16 protein-coding genes, 1 tRNA gene and 1 pseudogene are annotated in these 16,773 nt (G+C 63.5%); 11 read left to right on the plus strand and 7 right to left on the minus strand.

Annotated features, from left to right (window positions below; genetic code table 11):
• Window positions 1-83: 83 nt before the first annotated feature.
• On the plus strand, window positions 84-836 hold the full coding sequence (locus tag NW808_RS04025) for a 4-hydroxy-tetrahydrodipicolinate reductase (RefSeq protein WP_414420374.1): 753 nt from the start codon (window positions 84-86) through the stop codon (window positions 834-836).
• Complete coding sequence (dapA, locus tag NW808_RS04030; RefSeq protein WP_414420375.1) at window positions 836-1,729, plus strand: 4-hydroxy-tetrahydrodipicolinate synthase; 894 nt, start codon at window positions 836-838, stop codon at window positions 1,727-1,729. The genes NW808_RS04025 and dapA overlap by 1 nt, the downstream gene beginning before the upstream one ends.
• A 6-nt stretch (window positions 1,730-1,735) precedes the next feature.
• Here the strand turns inward: dapA and NW808_RS04035 are convergent.
• Window positions 1,736-1,812, minus strand: a tRNA-Pro gene (locus NW808_RS04035).
• Here NW808_RS04035 and NW808_RS04040 point away from each other — a divergent pair.
• From NW808_RS04040 to ffh, 9 genes are all read left to right on the plus strand, one after another.
• Complete coding sequence (locus NW808_RS04040) at window positions 1,795-1,923, plus strand: hypothetical protein (RefSeq protein ID WP_414420376.1); 129 nt, start codon at window positions 1,795-1,797, stop codon at window positions 1,921-1,923. The two genes, NW808_RS04035 and NW808_RS04040, sit on opposite strands and share 18 nt — an antisense overlap.
• A gap of 70 nt (window positions 1,924-1,993) precedes the next feature.
• Entirely contained in the window at window positions 1,994-3,442 is a 1,449-nt protein-coding gene (locus tag NW808_RS04045) for an acyl-CoA dehydrogenase family protein (protein WP_414420377.1), read from the plus strand.
• Between the two features lie 101 nt (window positions 3,443-3,543).
• Window positions 3,544-4,299 (plus strand): F0F1 ATP synthase subunit A, encoded by a 756-nt coding sequence (atpB, locus tag NW808_RS04050; protein WP_414420378.1) that lies wholly within the window; start codon window positions 3,544-3,546, stop codon window positions 4,297-4,299.
• 119 nt (window positions 4,300-4,418) lie between these two features.
• Window positions 4,419-4,721 (plus strand): ATP synthase F0 subunit C, encoded by a 303-nt coding sequence (gene atpE / locus NW808_RS04055; RefSeq protein WP_414420379.1) that lies wholly within the window; start codon window positions 4,419-4,421, stop codon window positions 4,719-4,721.
• A gap of 45 nt (window positions 4,722-4,766) precedes the next feature.
• Window positions 4,767-5,333: a F0F1 ATP synthase subunit B gene (atpF, locus tag NW808_RS04060; protein ID WP_414420380.1), complete on the plus strand. Its 567-nt coding sequence runs from the start codon at window positions 4,767-4,769 to the stop codon at window positions 5,331-5,333.
• The gene (locus NW808_RS04065) at window positions 5,334-5,900 is read left to right on the plus strand and encodes a F0F1 ATP synthase subunit delta (RefSeq protein ID WP_414420381.1); all 567 of its coding nucleotides are present in this window, start codon (window positions 5,334-5,336) and stop codon (window positions 5,898-5,900) included.
• Between the two features lie 12 nt (window positions 5,901-5,912).
• Window positions 5,913-7,460: a F0F1 ATP synthase subunit alpha gene (gene atpA / locus NW808_RS04070; RefSeq protein ID WP_414420389.1), complete on the plus strand. Its 1,548-nt coding sequence runs from the start codon at window positions 5,913-5,915 to the stop codon at window positions 7,458-7,460.
• A 14-nt stretch (window positions 7,461-7,474) separates the two neighbouring features.
• Complete coding sequence (atpG, locus tag NW808_RS04075; RefSeq protein WP_414420382.1) at window positions 7,475-8,323, plus strand: ATP synthase F1 subunit gamma; 849 nt, start codon at window positions 7,475-7,477, stop codon at window positions 8,321-8,323.
• A gap of 33 nt (window positions 8,324-8,356) precedes the next feature.
• The gene (gene ffh, locus NW808_RS04080) at window positions 8,357-9,709 is read left to right on the plus strand and encodes a signal recognition particle protein (RefSeq protein ID WP_414420383.1); all 1,353 of its coding nucleotides are present in this window, start codon (window positions 8,357-8,359) and stop codon (window positions 9,707-9,709) included.
• Here ffh and NW808_RS04085 read toward each other — a convergent pair whose 3' ends face one another.
• The 6 genes and pseudogenes from NW808_RS04085 to NW808_RS04110 form a co-directional block, all read right to left on the minus strand.
• Window positions 9,710-12,529: an AAA family ATPase gene (locus NW808_RS04085; RefSeq protein WP_414420384.1), complete on the minus strand. Its 2,820-nt coding sequence runs from the start codon at window positions 12,527-12,529 to the stop codon at window positions 9,710-9,712.
• Window positions 12,530-12,532: 3 nt separating this feature from the next.
• Window positions 12,533-13,111, minus strand: coding sequence for a hypothetical protein (locus NW808_RS04090; RefSeq protein WP_414420385.1), 579 nt, complete (start codon window positions 13,109-13,111; stop codon window positions 12,533-12,535).
• A gap of 152 nt (window positions 13,112-13,263) precedes the next feature.
• Window positions 13,264-13,959: pseudogene (locus NW808_RS04095) on the minus strand (DUF1559 domain-containing protein); the annotation flags it as partial.
• Window positions 13,960-13,971: 12 nt separating this feature from the next.
• The gene (locus NW808_RS04100) at window positions 13,972-14,067 is read right to left on the minus strand and encodes a prepilin-type N-terminal cleavage/methylation domain-containing protein (protein ID WP_414420386.1); all 96 of its coding nucleotides are present in this window, start codon (window positions 14,065-14,067) and stop codon (window positions 13,972-13,974) included.
• A gap of 63 nt (window positions 14,068-14,130) precedes the next feature.
• Entirely contained in the window at window positions 14,131-16,179 is a 2,049-nt protein-coding gene (locus NW808_RS04105; RefSeq protein WP_414420387.1) for a beta-galactosidase, read from the minus strand.
• Between the two features lie 42 nt (window positions 16,180-16,221).
• On the minus strand, window positions 16,222-16,773 hold a 552-nt coding region (locus NW808_RS04110), incomplete at its 5' end, for a hypothetical protein (protein WP_414420388.1).

Genomic DNA, 16,773 nt, shown 5'->3' on the forward strand with positions numbered 1-16,773 from the left:
CAGACCGCCTGCTCGACTCACGCTTGCCTCGCTCGCTGCGTTCCCCAACCTGCCCTGCGTTCTGGGGCGACTCGGAGACGACGATGCGGATCGGACTCATCGGCTACGGACGGATGGGACAGGCGGTCGAGCGGGTAGCGACCGCGCGCGGACACACGATTGCAGGCGTCCTCCGCCGCGAGACCCCGCCAGAGGTGCGCCTGCAGATTGCCCAGCAGAGCGACGCGCTGATTGACTTCTCGCTGGCGGAGGCTGTGCCCGCGAATGTCGCGCTCGCGCTGCAGACCCGTACGCCGCTTATCATTGGCGTGACAGGCTGGGACGCCCAGCGCGAGGCGGTCGCCCAGCAGGTACAGGCGGCGGGCGGCAGCGTGCTGTACGCGCCCAACTTCTCCATCGCCGTGCAGGTGTTTCTGCAGCAGGCGGTCAGCCTCGCCGCGCAACTGCTGACGCTGGAGGGCTGGGATGTCGCGCTGGAGGAGATTCACCATCGCGGCAAGTCGGACGCGCCCAGCGGCACCGCCCGCGCGCTGGCAAGCCGCCTGCAGCACGCGCTGAACCACACGCGCGTCGCCCAATATCCCGTACCTGCCGACCATCGCTTGCCCGACGCGCAGTTCGCCGTCGGCGTGGTGCGACTCGGTAGCGAGTTCGGCACGCACCGCCTGATGCTGGACGGTCCGTATGACTGGATCGAGATGACGCATCGCGCCAAGAGCCGCGACGGGTTCGCCTACGGCGCGGTGCGCGCCGCCGAGTGGCTCGTCGGACGCACGGGCTTTTTCGCCTTTGCAGAGGTACTGCACGAAATCCTGACACTCAAGGAGGAACGCTGATGCGAACACCGCCGTTTCGAGGGCTGGGCGTGGCGATGGTCACGCCGTTTACGCGCGATGGGGCAGTTGACGAACCCCGCCTGCGCGCGCTGGTCGACTGGCTGATTGAATCGGGCGTGGACGCGCTGCTGCCTGCAGGCTCCACAGGCGAGGGCGCAACGCTCACCCACGAGGAACACCGCCGCGTGATGGACATCGTGCTGGAGCAGGCGAACGGGCGCGTGCCTGTGTGCCCTGGCGCGGGCAGCAACGCTACCCACGAAGCCGTCGGGCTGGCGCAGCACGCCAAGCGCGCGGGCGCAACCGCCGTGCTGTCCGTAACCCCCTACTACAACAAGCCCGAGCCCGAAGGCTTGCTGCGCCACTACGCCACCATCGCCGAGCAAGCCGACATCTCCATCATCCTGTATAATGTGCCCTCCCGCACAGGGCGCAACTACCCCGCGGATGTAATCCTGCGCATCGCGGATGAAGTGCCCCATCTGGTGGGCGTCAAGGAGTCGAGCGGCAACATTACGCAGGCGTTGGAGATTCTCGGCAGCCGTCCGCCGGGCTTTGCGGTCTACGCAGGCGACGACATCTTCGCCGCGCCGACGATGCTGATGGGCGGCGACGGGGTAATTTCGGTCATCGGCAACGAGCTGCCCGATTGGACGGCGAAGATGACCCGCGCCGCGCTGCAAGGCGACGCCGAGACCGCCCGCATGTGGCACTATCGGCTCCAACCGCTGATGCAGGCGAACTTCTGGGAGACGAACCCCGCGCCTGTCAAGTGCGTGCTGGCGATGATGGGACGCATCGAGGAGAGCCTGCGCCTGCCGCTGACGCCTGTGAGCGAGCGCACGCGCGAACGGCTGCGGAATCTGCTGCGGGAGATGGGGATCCTTGGCTAAACGCACTGGTCGGGGCGGGCAGATTCGAACTGCCGACCTCTCCCACCCGAAAGGAGCGCTCTCCCATGCTGAGCTACGCCCCGACCACTCCCCAATTGTACCCAACGGCGCAGGCGGGCGTCAAGGGGTGCGGGCGCATGCGCCGACACATTGTTCACACCTGCCCCTGCTCCCCATCCTCTACCCACACTTGAAAAAAGCAGGCGCACCTCCTGTACACACTCTCCCCCACACCGCACTGTCGCTAACGGGTACAATCCCACTATGAGTCCACTGGCTTATCTCAAGCAGCAGTTGGGCACACTGCCGTGCGAGGAGACGCTGGCAGCCTACCAGCAGTGGTGGGAAACCACGGGACGCGCCCTGTCGGAAACGATAGACCGCTGGGGAACGCCCGCCTTACGCCAGTATAATCGCTACGGCGTGCGCGTGGACGAGATTATCCTACCCGCGGGCTACCCCGAGCTGGTGCAGGAGGGTTACAAGCACGGCGTCGTGTGGCGCGTGATTGAGCAGCAGGACTGGGTTGGCAGTTTCGTGCTGGGCTACCTGACGGCATACTACGATCCAGGGCTATATTGCCCGCACACGGTGAGCCTTTCGACAGCCGTGCCGCTGGCGAAGTATGGCGCGCCAGCACTGAAGGAACGCTACCTGCCCCAGATGTTGCGTCGCGACGGCGCGGCGTGGCAGGGCGCGACTTGGATGACCGAAGTAGGCGGCGGGTCAGACCTCGGCGCGAATGTGCAGACCGTCGCCGTGCCTGACGGCGACGCGTACCGACTCACGGGTGCAAAATACTTTTGTAGCAATGTGACTGCGGAGTTGGCAGTGGTCGCGGCGCGTCCGCACGGCGCACCCAGCGGGGTGCGAGGGCTCGCGCTGTTCTTTGTGCCCCGCTACCGCGAGGACGGAAACCTCAACTACACCATCCGCCGCATCAAGGACAAAATCGGCACGCGCGCTGTTATCACAGGCGAGGTAGACCTTCACGACAGCACGGGCTACCTGCTGGGCAGCGCGGACGCAGGCATCTACCTGATTCTGGAGGTGCTGAACATCTCGCGCGTGGCGAACAGCGTCGGCAGTGTCGCGCTGATTCAGCGTGCGCTGGACGAGGCGGAGGCATTTGCGCAGCAGCGCGTTGTGTTCGGCAAGCCCCTGTGCGAGCAACCCCTGATGCGCACGCAAATCACGCGCTGGCGCAACATTTTGGATGCCGCCTTCGCGTTAGCGTGGGAGTCGGTGCGCCTGCTTGCCGAAGTATGGGCGCAGACGCCGCCCTACAACTCGCGCTATCACTTGTTCCGCCTTCTCACGCACCTTGCGAAATACTGGACAGCGGAGCAGGCGGTACAGGCAGCCAAGTGGTGCATGGAGGCGCACGGAGGCGCGGGCGTGCTGGCGGAGTATGGCGTCGAACGCCTCCTGCGCGAGGCAATGGTACTGCCCATCTGGGAAGGCGGTAGCCATCGCCAAATGCTGGACGCGCTGGAAGTAATCCAGCGACGCAACGCACACACCCTTCTGCTGGAACATCTCGCGCCTTTTGCTGACCCCGCCGAGTTAGATGCTTGGCATAAACGCATCGACGCCTACCTTCAGCAGCCGCCCGAAACACAGGAGGCGGCACTAGAGACGCTCATCCCGCCGTTGGCGGCGTGGGTAGGTCAAACACTGCAGACCGCACAGGCGCATAGGGGTGCGGGTTGAGCGTTGGGGAATATTTGCGTATTTAGACTACCCCCTTGACGCGCCGAATATCCAGTAGGTATAATACGGGCGTCTAAGGACGGCGAAGGAGACGCGCATCTGTGGAAGGGCTATTCAACGCGCTTTGGGTGTTCACGCAAACGGGTGTAGGGGCGCATGTGCCGCCGCCCGTTTTTTCTGTGCTATCAGGGATTGCCGCGCTCGCGCTGCTGCTGTTCGCCATCTCGGCGACGCGCAACATGCAGCGTCGCCCCGGACGCCTCCAAAACCTCGCAGAAATCATTTACGAATTCTTCGATAACTTGGCAATCAGCGTCGTCGGCGAACACGGACGCAAATATGTTCCCCTCGCAGGCACCATCTTTTTATTCGTTCTGTTCAGCAACCTGATGGGACTGATACCACCTGGCATAGCGCCCACTGCCAGTTTGAACACGACAATCGCCTTAGCTTTAATCGTGATTCTCTATGTGCAATACGAAGGCATTCGCGCGCGCGGTCTGCTTGGATATCTGAAGCACTTTGCGCGTGTGGGCGAGGTCCCGCTCTGGCTTGCCCCACTGTTATTCGTTATCGAAGTTATCAGTGAGATTGCGAAGCCTGTCTCACTCTCTATCCGTCTGTACGCGAATATGTTCGGCAAGGAGCAGGTGGTGATGGCGCTCATCGCGATTTTCGCCGTTCCCCTGCTACAAAAGCTTTACTTACCGCTGCCCATCCATTTTCCAGTGCTGCTGCTGGGCTTACTGGTCGCTTTCGTGCAGGCGTTTGTGTTCTCGATTCTAACTTTAATCTATCTGGCGATGGCGACCGAACATCATGAGGAAGCGCATGGGGCGCACGCCCATGCGGATTAGGCGATTTCCTCTCGAATCAGAGAGGATTTGGCTCAAACGCCTCACCCTACCGTGAGGCTTGAGGCAAGGGGTTCCAAGTAGGACAGGGAACCCTAAAAAAACAACAAGGAGGAACAACGATGGAAGTAGGTGCAGGGCTTTACCTGTTGGGATTGGCTCTGGCGGCGGGGTTCCTGCCGATTGGCGTGATTGGCGCGGGAATCGGTCAGGGATTGGCTGCGCGGGGCGCGATGGAAGGCATGGCGCGACAGCCTGAAATGGCAGGGCGCATTCAGACGGGCATGATTATCGCGCTCGCCTTTATCGAGTCGCTGGTGCTTCTTTCGTTCGTGGTGTTCCTGCTGCTGCAGGGACGCCTGCCAGCCCTCGATGCGCTTGTCGAGGCGCTGACGAAAGCAGGCGGCGCCGGCGGCGGTCCTTAACTGAGGCGTCGGGAGGGGCAAGCCGCTCCTCCCGCAGGAGGTCTGATGACGATGCTCCAACTGTACCCGTATTTACCGAACCTGCTCGGCGCGGCGGAAGGCGGCAAGGGCGGCGGACTGCTCGAGCTGCTCGGAATCGACTTTAACATTCTGATTATCCAGATTGTCGGCTTCCTCGTGCTACTGTGGCTCATGACCAAGTTCTTCTGGAAGCCGCTGAACGCCATGCTCGAAGCGCGTCGCCAGGACATCAACGCGACCTACGATAAAATCGAAGCAGATCGACGCGCGATGGAACAGCTGCGCTCGGAGTACGAGGCGCGCCTAACGCAGATTGAGGCGGAGGCGCGCGAGCGCATCCAACAAGCCGTCGGCGAGGCGCAACAACTGCGCGATCAGATTATCGCCGACGCGCGCCGCCAAGCGGACGACATCGTCGCGCGCGCCCAAGAGCAAGCGAAACTGGAAGGCGAGAAACTGCGCAGCGAACTGCAAACCTATGTCGCCGACCTGACGCTTGCGGCGACCGAACGGCTGCTGCGCGAGGCGATGACCGACGAACGCCACCGCCGACTGGTGCAAGAGTTTATCGAAACTGCGGAGGTGCGCTAAATGACCGATCTGCGTGTCGCCCGACGCTACGCCCGCGCCCTGTTCGAAGTCGCGCTCAAGCAGGGGCAGCTGCAAGCGACGGCGGACGACTTGCGCAACTTGCGCGGCATCATGCGCGAATCGGACGAACTGCGCGCCTTCTTCTACAGCCCGCTCATCCCGCGCGACCGCAAGCGCGACCGCCTGCGCGCAGCGTTCCGCGAGCGCGTCCAGCCCCACACGATGCGCACGCTGGAGCTACTCGTCGAAAAGCGACGCGAGAAGATGCTCGACGCCGTCTGCGACGAGTTCCAGAAACTCCAAGAGGCGCATCAGGGCATCGCACGCGCGCACATCCAGTCGGCGACGCCGCTTACCGAAGCCGAACAGAACGCGCTTGTGCAGAAACTCCAACAAAGCACGGGCAAAACCATCATCCCGACCTTTGAGGTGAACCCCGAATTGATTGGCGGTGTGCGCGTGCGCATCGGCGAGTATCAGATCGACGGCACGCTGCGCGGCGCGTTAGACCGCCTGCGCGATCAGATTATGCTCGAAATCGAACGGCGCGGCGCACGCGCCACCTAAAAGCGAGGTGCGATTATGGCTATCCGACCCGAAGAGATTACCAGCATCTTAGCGAAGGAAATAGAGACCGCCGACGGTAAGCCGATTGCCGAGAGCGTCGGCACGATTCTGCAAGTCGGCGACGGCATCGCCCGTATCTATGGGCTGCCCGACGCGCAGATGGGCGAACTGCTGGAGTTCCCGCACGAGGTGATGGGCATGGTGCTGAACCTCGAAGAGGACAGCATCGGCGCAATCGTGCTTGGCTCCGACGAGGAACTTAAGGAGGGTGACCCCGTCAAGCGCACGGGGCGCATCGCCGAAGTGCCTGTCGGCAAGGCACTGCTGGGGCGTGTAGTGGACGCGCTCGGACGACCCCTCGACGGCAAGGGACCCATCGTCGCCGACGAGTACCGCCGTATCGAGGTAATTGCGCCCGGCGTCATTACCCGCCAGCCCGTCAAGCAGCCCCTGCAGACGGGCATCAAAGCCATCGACGCGATGATTCCCATTGGGCGCGGGCAACGCGAACTCATCATCGGCGACCGCTCCACAGGCAAAACCGCCATCATCCTGGACACCATCATCAACCAGAAATACACGCACGAAACCGAAGGCGAGAAGCCTGTGTACTGCATCTATGTCGCGATTGGGCAGAAGATGGCGGCGATTGCCCGCTTCATCGACACGCTGGAGCGCTACGGCGCGATGCAATACACGACGGTCGTGGTGGCGTCCGCAAGCGACCCGAACAGTTTGCAGTATCTTGCGCCTTACGCGGGCTGCGCGATGGGCGAATACTTCCGCGACAACGGCATGGACGCGCTGGTGGTGTACGACGATTTGTCCAAGCACGCGCAGGCGTACCGCGCCGTGTCGCTGCTGCTACGCCGACCGCCCGGGCGCGAGGCGTACCCAGGCGATGTGTTTTATCTACACTCGCGCCTGCTGGAGCGCGCGGCGAAGATGTCCGACGAGTACGGCGGCGGCTCGCTGACCGCGCTGCCCATCATCGAAACGCAAGCGGGCGATGTGTCCGCGTACATCCCCACGAATGTTATCTCCATCACCGACGGGCAGATTTACCTTGAGCCGAGCCTGTTCTACGCGGGTATCCGCCCCGCGATTAATGTAGGTATCTCGGTTAGCCGCGTCGGGGGCGACGCACAAATCCGCGCCATGAAGCAGGTTGCAGGACGCCTGCGACTGGACATGGCGCAGTTCCGCGAGGTGCAGGCGTTCGCGCAGTTCGCGTCGGACTTAGACCGCGCCACCCAGTTGCAGCTGGCGCGCGGGCTGCGCCTGCAAGAGATTCTCAAGCAGCCGCAATTCGCCCCGATGCCCGTCGAGGAGCAGGTGATGATTATCTTCGCGGGCACGCAAGGCTACCTGGACGACATCCCCGTCGAGAAGGTGCGCGCCTTCGAAGAGGGCTTCCACCCGTTTATGCGGGAGAAGTACCCCGAACTGGGCGAAAAAATCCGCCGCGAGAAGAAGCTTGACGAGGACACCGAGCGCACGCTGCGCCAAGCGATTGAGGCGTACAAGCAACAGTTCCTGAAGGAGCAGGGTCTGGCATGAGGACGCTACGCGGGATGCGCGCGCGGATTCGCGCGGCGAAGAGCATCCAGCAGATCACGCGGGCGATGAAGTTGGTCTCGGCGGCGCGCCTGCGTCGGGCGCAAGACCGCGTGCTGGCGGCGCGCCCCTACGCCCAGCGCATGCACGAGGTGCTGCAGCAACTCGGACGCGCAGGCGACCTGCCCGACCATCCCCTGCTGCAAAAACGCGAGCCGCGCACCGTCGGATTCGTGCTGGCGACCTCCGACCGTGGGCTGTGCGGCTCGTACAACATGAACCTTATCCGCGCCCAGCAGAACGCCATCCGTGAGATGGGGCTAAACCCAGAGCAGGTGCAACTCATCTGCGTCGGGCGGCGCGGGTATCAGTTTTTCAGCAAGCGCGGCTACCCGATTGCGCTCTACCGCTCGATGCCCACTTCGGGCGCGGGGCTGGAAGACGCGCGCGCCGTCGCCGACGCCGTGCAGCAGATGTTCGTCAGCGGCGCGTTAGACCGTGTCTACCTGATTTACTCACAGTTTATTAATCCCGTGACGCAGCGTCCGACGGTGTTGCCGCTGCTGCCCATCGAGCCGCCCGCAGGCGAGGACGACGGCACGCGCTACGACTTCGTGTTCGAACCGTCTGCAGAGGAGCTGCTGGCGCGCTTGCTGCCCCGCTACCTGCTGACCCAAGTGCTGCAGGCGCTGTTGGAAGCCAGCGCGAGCGAACACGGCGCACGCATGACCGCCATGTCGATGGCGAGCGACAACGCGGGCAAGATGATCCAGGAGCTGACGCTGACGATGAACCGCCTGCGTCAAGCCGCCATCACCAAAGAGATTGCCGAAGTGGTCGGCGGCGCAGAGGCACTCAAGGGCTAACGACGCGCCCGTGTCAGGTATCCTCATGCGGCAATGTTCGAGAGCCTGACTGACAAGCTGCAGGGGATATTCGCGCGCATTCGGGGCGCGAGCCGCCTGGACGAGAAGACCGTCGACGAGGTGCTGCGCGAGATCCGGCTCGCCCTGCTGGAAGCAGATGTGAACTTCCGCGTGGTGAAAGACTTTATCGCGCGAATCCGCGAACAGGCGATCGGCGAGGAAGTCCTCAAGAGCCTCACCCCCGACCAGCAGGTGATTCGCATCGTGCGCGACGAATTGATCGCGTTGTTGGGGGGCGAGGCGGAGCCGATACGCTGGGCAGCACGCCCGCCGACGGTGTTTATGCTCTGCGGCTTGCAAGGCTCGGGCAAGACGACGACTTGCGCGAAGCTCGCACGCTGGGCGAAATCGCAGGGGCGCAACCCGCTGCTGGCGGCGTGCGACCTGCAACGCCCCGCCGCTATTAAACAGCTGGAGGTGCTGGGGCAACAGGTTGGCGTGCCCGCGTTCACCCCGCAGCAAGCGGGAACCCAAGACCCCGTGAGTACCGCACAGCGCGCACTGGACTACGCCCGCACGCACGGCTACGATGTGCTGATTGTGGACACGGCGGGACGCCTACAGGTAGACGAGCCGCTGATGGACGAGTTGCAACGGATGCACGCCGCGCTGCAGCCCCACGAAGTGCTGCTGGTGGTAGACGCCACCACGGGGCAAGAGGCGGTTAATGTCGCGAAAGCGTTCCACGAGCGGCTGGAACTGACGGGCGTCATTATGAGCAAGATGGACGGCGACGCGCGCGGCGGCGCGACGCTCTCGGTCAAGGCGGTCGTCGGCAAGCCCGTGCGCTTTATCGGCGTCGGCGAACGCACCGACGCCCTCGAACCGTTCTACCCCGACCGAGTCGCCAGCCGTATCCTCGGCATGGGCGATGTGCTCTCGCTCATCGAGCGCGTCGAGCAAACCATGCAGGAGGAAGAGGCGAGACGGCTGGAGAAAAAGATGCGCGACGCCAGCTTCGACTTCGAAGACATGCTCGCGCAGATGCAACAAATCCGCCGCATGGGTCCGTTCGAGCAGTTGCTCCAGTTGCTGCCAGGCTTTAGTCAGATCAAAAGTCAGATAGGCGATATGCCGATTGATGACCGTGCGCTCAAGCGTGCAGAAGCGATTATCCTCTCGATGACCCCGCAGGAGCGACGCCATCCCGAAATCATTAACTACAGTCGCAAGGTGCGCATCGCCAAGGGCAGCGGCGTGAAGCTGGAAGAGGTCAGCGCGCTGGTGAACCAGCTGTTTGAGATGCGCAAGCTGATGAAGCAGATGACCAAGTTCCAGCAGCGCATGCAGAAGCGCAAGTGGTCGCCGTTCGGCAAGCGGCGGTAGCTATTCCAGCGATTCAGCATCCAGCGCGGCGGCGGTCAGCAGCGCGGGGTCGGGCAGCGCGTCTTCCAGAATCTCGCTGGCGCGTGTGAGCGGGTTGCGCCGCACGCGCAGGCAATGGTCGGCAGCCTCGTTAATCTCCTCAAAGTGCGAGATGACCAAAATCTGGTCGAACCATGTGCGCAGGTTGTTCAGCAGTTCCATCACGCTTTGGCGGCGTTCGGCGTCCAGCGAGGCGAACACCTCGTCGAGAATCAGCAGGGAGAGGGGCTGCCCCGCGCGTTCAGTGATTAGGCGTGCAAGCGCGAGGCGCAAACTCAGGTTCACGATGTCTTCCTCGCCGCCAGAGATGACCGCCTTGCGATGCCCCTCGTCCAGAAGGGTGAAGCGGTACTCCTCGTCGATTTCGAGTTCGGAGTAACGCCCGTTGGTGAGCGCGGTAAGGAACTCGGTAGCGAGCGCGGCGAGGGTGGGGCGCAAGCGCGTGTTCAGGTCGGTGCGAAAGTCCTGCATCGCTTTGCGCAGCAGGTTGTGCATGCGCAGTTGGTGTTCCTGCTCGCGCAGGGCGCGCTGGAGTTCGAGCAGGCGTTCGAGTTGGGCGCGGAGTTGGTCGCGCAGGGCGGTTTGGCTGGCGTATTCGGCGTGACGCGCGGCGAGGCTGCGCTCCAAGGCGTTCACCTCCGCTTCCGCCTGCTGGTACGCCGCTTCCGCCTGCTGGTACGCCGCGTCCGAGTAGTCTAACTGAGCCACCTGCGCCTCCAGTTGCTCTAAGCGCGTGGTAATCTCCTGCAGGGCGGCTTTTGCCTCTTCGATTTGGGCGCGCAAGGCGTCCCGCTGCTGGATAACGGGGATAAGTTGTAGGCTTTCTTCGTAGAGGGGGCGCAGACGTTCGGTCTCCTCGCGCAGGGCATGATGGCGCGCGGGGTCATAGCCTTGCGGTAGGCGCGCGATTTCGGTCTGCACCCGCTGCGCCTCGCGTTCGGTCTGCTGGAGGTCGCGCTCGAGGGCGGGCAGGCGGCGCAGTTCGACTTCCAGCGCATGCGCCTGTTGCAGGTCGGGCTGGAGCGCGTCCAGCTCGGCTTGCACGGACTGCTCCTCCTGCGGGTCATAGACGGGGATTCGGGCGAGTTGGTGTTGTAGGTCGTGTTGTTGGCGTTCTAAGGCGTCTGCCTGGCGCAGTTCGGTCTCCAGCTGGCGCAGGTTCGCTTGCAGTTCGGCGAGTTGCTGCTGGGCGTTATTGCGCGCCTGCTGCTGCTGGGCGAGTTGCTCGCGCAGGGCGCGCGCCTCTGTCGGTTCCTGCTGGAGCGCGTTCAGTTGTTGGCGCAGGGCGCGCAGCTGGCGTTCGGTCGCGCGCGCCTCCTGCTGCGCGTTTGCCAACACTCTGTGATAGGCGTCGCCGAGCGGTTGCCCGCAGGTGGGGCACTCGCTCGCTTCGCCCAGCGATTCGAGTTGCTGCACGCGCGCGCGTTGCTGCTGCAGGGTCGCCTGCAGGCTGCGCTGTTCGGCTTCTATCTCCGCGCGTTGCTGGTTCCACGCTTGGAGTACGCGCTGCAGTTCGGCTTCGGTCTCGGCGCAGGCGCGCAGGTGTGCTTGGAGCGCGGCGTCGGCTTGCTTGGATTCGCGTGCGAGCGCGTCGCGCCTACGCGCCTTCGCCTGCAGGTCTTGCAGCTGCGCCTGGACGGCTTGTAGTTGCGCCTCGATTCGGGCGCGCTGGGCGGCTTGCTGGGCAATCTGGCGGAGCTGCTCGAGGCGTTGACTCAGTTCGGCGGCGCGTTGGCGTTGGGGCAAGAGAGCGTGCAGTTGCGCCTGCTTCTGCTGGAGTTCGTCGCGTTCGGCGTGGAGTTGAGCGCGTCGCTCGGCGAGGGCGTCCAGCCGCGCCTGCAGCTGGGCGCGCTGTTGCTCCGCCTGCGCGAGTTGCTCCATCGCTTCCAGCTCGCGGGCGAGCTGGCGGTAGCGGTCAGCGTCAGGCTTGATGGCTTTGAAGCGCTCGCACGCCGCCTTGAGTTGCTCCCAGTGGGCGCGCAGCTCCTCGATGCGCCGCTGTGCGTGCTGCCGGTCGTTCTGCAGAAGGTTGTGCTGGTGCTGCAAGCTCTGGTACTGCTCGCGCAGAGCGGCTTGGGCGTCGTAGTGGGCGCGTGCGGCGTCGCGCGCGGCGACAGCTTGCTCCAAGGCGGCTTGCTCCGCGCGCAGTGCGCTCTCGGTCTCCTGCAGGGCGCACTCCACCGCCTGCAGTTGCTCTTGCAGCGCGCGGGGGTCGCCGACGCCATAGCGCAGCCCTTCCACCGACGCTTTGAGTTCGCGCTCTGCTTTCGCGATTGCCTCCGCCGCCTCGCCGACGCGCTCGTAGCCGAGCATCTTGCTGATTTCCTCGCGTCGCTTCTGGGGCGTGTAGCCGAGAAACTCCAGCTCCTTCTGGCGCGCGCAGAAGCTGGTCTGAAACTGCAGATGGTTCATGCCGAGCAGCTGCTCCACCTGTCGGTTGACGGGGTTCGCGCCGCGCGCGAGGGAGAGCCATGCGCCGTCGGGGTTGAGTTGCGCGAGGTCAGCCTCAGTAGGCGTGCGCTTGACTCGATAGCGGCGATTGCCGAGTTCGAACTCCAGTTGCACACGCACCTTCGCGCCGCCTTGCGACCAGAGGAATCGGAGGGTGTCTACCCCCTCGCGGAGGGCGCGTGCGCCGTACAGCGCCCACAGAATCGCTTCCAGCAGGGTGGTCTTGCCCGCGCCGTTCGCACCCACAATCGCCGTAACGCCCGACTCAAAGGCTACCTGCGCGTGGGCGTACTGGCGGAAGTTCTCCAGCTCCAGCGCAATCAGGCGCATCGCTCACCGCTTATCGGTCTTGGGCGTTTGAGCCTTCACATCCTCTTCGGTTCCCCAGTTAGGCTCTGGCACATACATCGTGAAGGCGGTTATGGGGGTCAGCTCGCGTTTGACTCCGTCGATACTGGCGGTTCCCGTGCCTTGCATGGTGAACGCGGCGATGCCCTTGAAGTCGACGCGCACATCGCGTAGCACTGCCCGCACCGAGTCGTACTTGCCCTCGATGCGCACGGTACCCTGTCCCATGTAGACTTTCAGTCGCTCGCTCAGCGGGGGCTTGATGCGCACGCTGCGCGGCAGCTCTTTCACTTCTTGGAAGCCCTCGATCTGCACCTTGCCTTGCACGGTGTTGATGACGAGGTAGCCGCGCCCGCGAAAGACCAGCGTGCCTTCGCCCCGCGAGAAAAAGTTGATCTGCCTGCCCTCGGCGACGAAGACGCCAGGCTTCGGCGGTTCAGGCTTTTGGGGCTTTTGTTGCGCCTGCTCTCGTTTCGGCGGCTCCTGCTTTGGAGCGTTTGATTGCTGCGCAATCCCTCCGACCAACACGGCGAACGCCGTGATTAGTGCGACCAGTTTTCTCATAGCGGATAACTCCCTGCGGTATTATACCCAGTGCAGCAGGGAACGGATGGTTTCGGCGGCGCGGTCGATTGCTGGCGTATCACTACTGCGACTGCCACGAGGAATACGGCAACAATCAGGAGCATCCCGATGGTCTTCATGTTCGCCATAGGCTACTCCTTGTCGACCGCATAGAATCGCTTATAGAAGCAGCCTGTCGAGTCGACATTCAAGTATCGCTCGCTATTGCGAGCAATCCACTTGGCATGCCCGTCGCAGAAGATATGTGTGCCTCCGCCGCTGTGGCTATCGGCAGCTTCGCACCCCATCGTGGTGCCGAATCCACCGCTTCGGATAATCCCCGTGAAGCCGTCCGTAACGATGGCTGTCTCCGCAGGGCGCCGCGGCGTCGCAAACGACATTATCGAGACACGCACATCACTGCCCGCGAACTTATAGTACGGGTTCTCTCGGCTGCAATTGCCGCCTGTGGCGATTTCACCAAAACCAATCCCATAATGGGCATGGTAGAGCTGCGGTGGCCACCAGGTCTCGTTCAATGCTCCATTGTCGCAGTCAGGGCGGTTCGCCACCTGCTGGAAGCGACTCTCATTGAACGACGGACACGCCATCAATCCGTTCGGGGGCACGCTCGAAAACGGTCCGCTGCCTGCAGGGCGGGACGGCTCGCCGCTCCTGATATAGGGTTGCAAGTTTTGCACCCAGCTGCGAAGGTCATCACGGTACTGGTTGCGCGGTAAACCCGTGCGCACAAACCACGGGATGTAGGTCTCGTCATAGTCTTGACCGTACATCATTATTGCAGTGCCAATCTGTTTGGCATTGCTCACACACTGGGTCTGACGCGCCTTCTCGCGTGCCTACGCAAACACAGGGAACAGGATCGCCGCCAAAATGGCGATGATCGCTATTACGACCAGCAACTCAATCAGTGTAAAGCCACGACGATTCACCATGTATACAGCCTCCTCAGATGTCAAGGGCTGCCGATGCTCCTCATGGGAAATCTGGGGCGATTCTCATCTGCTCTTCATCCTGCGCCGATACATCGCGCTGTGCGTCTTGCGCGCGGCGGCGACCATCTCTGGGTACGGCGCGTCGGCAATCGTCACGAAGCCGATGTTATAGTTCTCGCCGTCCAGCGTGCGCCCCGTCAGCGGCTGATCCATATACTGAAACCAGTGACAGCCCACAAACAGCGGGTGGTCTAACACGCTGTTGACATAGGCTTCGTACATGCGGGCGCGTTCGCGCTGGTTCGGCGCGGCGACCAGCCCCGTGTGGAACATCCCACGATCGAGCGCGCCGAAGTGGAACTCGCCGATAATCACAGGCTTGTCCAGCGGCACGAGGAAGCTGTACGCGCCGTGGTCCAACTTGGGCGCGTAGATGTTGAAGCTCAGCACATCGCACAGCTCGGCGGCGGCGAGTACGGCATCCAGCGAGTACCATGCGAATCGGCAGCCCAAGTAGAGGTGGTTCGGCGCGAGTTCGCGCAGGATGGCGCGGATGGTCTGAAAGTATTGGCGTGCGAAGGCACGCACGAACGCGCTAAAGTCCTGCTGGCGAGCGCGCGTGGCGGCGGGTGGGAGCGACACGGGCGGGCGCAGCGCGTCCCAGCTGGGGTAGTTTGCACCCCACGCTTCGTTGAGCCGTTCAATCGCGCCGTACTTCGTGCGCAGCTGCTCCAGAAAGGCGCGTTTGGCGGGCGAGTCGTCGGCGTGCAGGCTCAGTGCGCCGTATGCCAGCCCGTAGCGTCCGCCGTCCTCGCCCTGCCCTGCCCAGCTCAGCTCGTTGTCCACGAAAAAGCCGAGGCACCACGGGTCGTCCTTGACGCGCTGGGCGACGGGTTCGATGCTCGCGCGAGCGTTGACGGCGAACTGCGGGTCGAACGGGTCGTGCATCTTGCCCCAGTAGTCGCTGCCGCTGGGCACACGCTTATGCTCGCCCCACACGCCCGCCGTTGCCACATACGGGATGCGCCCGTTGCGATGCCATTCCCACAGCGACCAGTTCGCGATGGTGTTGAACCCCCACGAGCGCAGGCGTCTAAGGGTCTGCTCGCGCCACTGGGCGGGGTAGTCCGTGCCGTACTTGCGCTCCAAGTTCGCGGCGTAGAAGTTGTAGCACTTGCCCTCCTTGATGGGTCCCATCAACGCGGTGGCGTGCCCATAGTGTTTGGCGAGCGGGTCGCCCTCGCGCGGCAGCCAGCGGAACATATACTCGCGCCCCGTGATGAAGGTCGGATCGCCGTAATGCACGCAGTCGATGCCCACCGAGAAGAAGAGCCTACCGTTGGGCGCGACGAGCCACCAGCGGTCGCCGACCTTTTCCATGCGGAAGTAGCCCGTGGCTTTGAGTTGCGGTCCCGTTCTCCACGCGCCGTACTCGTCGAAGTCTTCGGGGGCGGGCAGGCGTTCCAGCTCGCGCAGTTCCAGCGTGCGCGTGCGGCGCAGGTGGCTCAGGCTGCGGATCTTGCCCTGCCAGGTGTCGCGGGCGTATTGCCCGAACTCGTCGACGATGCCCTCCAGCGACTCGTCGCCTTCGAGCAGGCGGATGTTGTCGACAATCAGCACACGGGGCTTGTCGCCGCGCCACAGAAAGATTTGGAACGCGACGATATGCTCCAGTCGGATATTGCCCGCGTTGACGACGCCGATTCGCGTGAGGTCTTTGCCGATGGGGGGTAGCCCGCGCATGCCGTAGTCCATCGGGTTGCGCCCCAGCGGGAACACAAACCGCTTGCGCGTGCGTGGCTGGATTGTATAGGTTCCTTGGCGGCAGTGGTGTACGCCGTCAGCGCGCGGGTCATCGTCCACGCGCACGCCGAACTGCACAGGCTCGCGCATCGGGTTATACAGATCGAACGCCAGCCCCGCGTAGCCGCGCCAGTCCCACGGGCTGGGCGCGCGGAACATCAGGTTCGGCCAGTCGCGGTCGGGCAGGTACTCCACCTGCAGGGCGCGTTTGCCGTGCGTTGCGCCGCGCGCGGTCAGGCGCAGGCGCGTGTGGTTCGCCGTCGCCGCCGCCAACTCGCCCTCGTGTTCGAAGGAGAACAGAAGCCTCATCACAGGCTTCAGGTTCGCGCGAGGGCGCAGGATTCCTCTGTCTTAGAACCCCAGCGGCAGCCCGCCGCCGAGACTGCGAATCAGTTCCGTGCCCTGCGCGCCGATGGCGAAATACTTGCGGATGCCGTACTGCTCGCACACGCGGGTCAGTTCCGCGTCGGCGCGGGCGAACCGCGCGTCCAACTCGCTTTGTACGGAACCCAACATGCTCGTCAGCCCGCTCAGGTCGTTCTCGATGAGGCTCTTTTCAATCTGCGAGATGCTCGTGACATACTCGCTTAGCCCTGCGAAGTAGGCGTCGGCGAGCGTCTGGCACTCTGGCGGCGGGGGCACGCTCTTGAAGTATCGGATGAGTTCCGCCCATTCGCGTTGGCGTTGTTGGTAGCCCTGGCGCAGTTTCTCGCGTTCGCGCTCGTAGTCCGCCTCCGCCTTGTCGAAATCGCCTTGCGCGACACCGCTCAACGCCGCGGCGCGCGCGACCATCGCCTGCACCAGCATGCTCATCACAGGGGCGACATTGCGCTCCATCCGACGGCGCTGCTCTTCGGTCTTGCGCAGATGCTCCAGCCAGTCCACCACATGCTTAGGCGGCGG

The organism is Synechococcus sp. W70.1 (genome assembly GCF_047461515.1).
GTDB lineage: Bacteria > Cyanobacteriota > Cyanobacteriia > Thermostichales > Thermostichaceae > Thermostichus.